1 protein-coding gene is annotated in these 1,558 nt (G+C 66.3%); it reads right to left on the bottom strand.

Annotation, left to right across the window (positions count from 1 at the left end; genetic code table 11):
* The coding region (dnaE, locus tag H4281_RS45015; protein WP_182896954.1) for a DNA polymerase III subunit alpha at window positions 1-1,558 on the bottom strand (1,558 nt) is incomplete at both ends.

Below are 1,558 nucleotides of genomic sequence, written 5' to 3'. Positions count from 1 at the left end.
GCGGCACTCCGACAGATAAATCGCGGACTTGTCCTTGTTGTCACCCACCGACGTGAGCAGCGCGGCCATGTACTCCGCGGTGTAGTTCGCCTTGAGGTAGGCGGTCCAGTACGCGATCAGGCCGTACGCGGCGGCGTGCGACTTGTTGAACGCGTACCCGGCGAACGGGAGAATCGTGTCCCACAGCGCCTTGACCGCTTCCGGCGAGAAGCCGCCCTCGACGAGCGGGCTGGACTTCATGCCCTCTTCGAAGCCCTCGTACTCCTTCTCGAGGACTTCCTTCTTCTTCTTGCCCATCGCGCGGCGGAGCGTGTCCGCTCGGCCCATCGTGTAGCCCGCGACCTTCTGGGCGATCTGCATGATCTGCTCTTGGTAGACGATCAGGCCGTAGGTCTCGGACAGGATCTCCCGCAGCGGTTCCTCCAGCTGCGGGTGGATGGGCTTGATCTGCTGCCGGTTGTTCTTGCGGTCGGCGTAGTCGTTGTGCGCGTTCATGCCCATCGGACCGGGCCGGTACAGCGCGAGCACCGCGATGATGTCCTCGAACCCGGTCGGCAGCATGCGCCGCAGCAGGTCGCGCATCGCGCCGCCGTCGAGCTGGAACACGCCGAGCGTGTCTCCCCGGCCGAGAAGCTTGTACGCCTCGGGGTCGTCGAAGCCGAGCCGGTCGAGGTCGATCTCCTCGCCGCGGTTGGCCTTGATGTTCTCCAGCGCGTCGCCGATGACGGTCAGGTTGCGCAGGCCGAGGAAGTCCATCTTCAGCAGGCCGATGGCCTCGCAGGAGGGATAGTCCCAGCCGGTGATGATCGAGCCGTCGTCGCGCTGCCACACCGGGATCGCGTCGGTGAGCGGCTCGCTCGACATGATCACCGCGCAGGCGTGCACGCCTGCGTTGCGGATCAGGCCTTCGAGGCCGCGAGCGGTCTCGAAGATCGTCTTGCACTCTTCGTCGGTCTCGACCAGGGTGCGGACCTCGGCGGCCTCGGCGTAGCGCTCGTGCTTCGAGTCGACGATGCCCGACAGCGGGATGTCCTTCGCCATGATCGGCGGCGGCAGCGCCTTCGAAATCCGGTCCGCGATCGAGTAGCCCGGCTGGCCGAAGTGCACGCGGGCGGAGTCCTTGATCGCCGCCTTGGTCTTAATCGTGCCGAAGGTGATCACCTGCGCGACCCGGTCCGAGCCGTACTTGTCGGTGGCGTACCGGATCATCTCGCCGCGGCGGCGGTCGTCGAAGTCGATGTCGATATCGGGCATCGACATGCGCTCCGGGTTCAGGAACCGCTCGAACAGCAGCTTCTGCGGGATCGGGTCGAGGTTGGTGATGCCGAGCGCGTACGCGACGAGCGCGCCCGCGGCGGAACCACGGCCGGGGCCGACCAGGATGCCGACCTCCCGCGCGTGCTGGATGAGGTCGGCGGTGATGAGGAAGTAGGACGGGAAGCCCTTGCCCTCGATGACGCCGAGTTCGTAATCGCAGCGTTCCTCGTAGCCGTCCGGGACGCCTTCGGGGAACCGCCACTTGAGACCCTCGGCTACCTGATGGCGCAGCCACGAAGCG

This window comes from Amycolatopsis dendrobii, from assembly GCF_014145675.1.
GTDB lineage: Bacteria > Actinomycetota > Actinomycetes > Mycobacteriales > Pseudonocardiaceae > Amycolatopsis > Amycolatopsis dendrobii.
Note: the sequence above shows the minus strand (reverse complement) of the source record. Positions and strands in the feature narration are given on the sequence as shown.